The sequence below is a fragment of the Arthrobacter sp. B1805 genome (assembly GCF_002929745.1).
Taxonomy (GTDB): Bacteria; Actinomycetota; Actinomycetes; order Actinomycetales; family Micrococcaceae; genus Arthrobacter_D.
This window is the reverse complement of the sequence record NZ_PJIQ01000049.1, coordinates 1-1,291: the sequence shown is the minus strand read 5'-3', so window position 1 is coordinate 1,291 and position 1,291 is coordinate 1. Positions and strand designations below refer to the sequence as shown.

Annotated in this window: 1 protein-coding gene; it reads right to left on the bottom strand. The window is 64.1% G+C overall.

Going from position 1 to position 1,291, the window contains the following annotated elements; translation table 11 throughout:
• Positions 1 to 16: 16 nt before the first annotated feature.
• A complete protein-coding gene (locus tag CXQ96_RS17800; protein WP_104119361.1) occupies positions 17 to 1,051 on the bottom strand; it encodes an IS110 family transposase in 1,035 nt (344 codons plus the stop codon).
• Positions 1,052 to 1,291: the final 240 nt, after the last annotated feature.

The window sequence follows — 1,291 nt, the reverse complement described above, 5'->3', positions numbered from 1 at the left end:
ATAGCGCCTCTGTGTGTCAAGCGGCGGCCTTTTCGGCTTGGTGGTGGTCGTGCAGGATCTGTCGGTAGAGGACGTTGGAGAGGCGTCGTTTGAGTGCCCTGCGGGCTTCGCGGGGTGTTTTTCCTTCAGCGATTTTTTTCAGGTAGTAGTCCCGGCCTGGCCCGGGATCACGGCTTTGGCAGACGGCCATGGTGTGCAGCACGGAGTTCAGCTGCCGGTTGCCTCCGGTATTGAGTCTGTGCCGGTTGTGGTTGCCGCTGGAAGCTTCCAGGGGCGCGGTGCCTGTGTAGCTGGCGAAATGTGAGGCGCTGGGGAAACGGGTGATATCACCGACATGTCCCAGGAGTTTCGCGGCCAGGACGACGCCGATACCGGGGATTTCCTGCAGGGTGGTGCTGGAGGCGTCCAACGCGGTACGGGTGTGCGCTTCGTTGCTCTTGATGAAGGAATCGATGCGTCGAAGATCAGTCAGCAGCTCTTTGGTAAGTTCCCGCCGGACCGCGTCGGTGGCTGTTGCCGGCCGGATCGTACGCAGTGCCGCGGCGGTCTTGTCGGCGCTCAACCCGGGTTCGACACCGCCGGGTAGGAGTTCACGCAGGAGTCGGTGCAGCCGGTTGAGCAGCCGGGCGCGTTCGTGACCCAGATCCTCGCGGCGTTCGGCCAGCAGACGCAGGATCGTGGTCTGGTCTTCGGCTGCGACGACGCGCAGGTTTTTCTGTCGCAGGCCTGTGAGGGCGACCGCGAACGCGTCCGCGGGGTCGCTTTTGCGTCCGCCGCCGGTGGAGAGGACCCTGACTTTCATGGCCAGGGTGGAGGGAACATCCACGACGACCTCGCCATGGGCTACGAGGATTTGAGCCGTACCTCGGCCTAGACCGTTGGCGCCTTCGATGGCGAAGGTGCGTTCGGGCCATTGAGCGGCCCAGGCCAGCAGTTGTCGGGCGGTTCCTGCGTTGACGACGAAGCGCCGCACCGCGAGCTGGGAGCCCGAAGGATCGATCGCTGCTGCGGTGATGGAGGATTTGTGCGGGTCGATGCCGATGATGATCATGTCCGGGCCCCTTACGCCGATGAGTGATGGATCACCCGTGGCGGGCACCCTGACTTGAAGTGTTCGCATGCCTCTGTCGAGCCACGCCCCGGGCGGGTGTCAGCGGCGCGGCACGCTATCAGAGAGCCAACCCACACGAGACGGGCGGCAAGGAGCTTGCGGACCTGTGCCAGCTGACACCCTGGACGCTACAAGACTGCAGATCCTGCGGCGCCCCACTACCAATGGAACAAGTCAGGA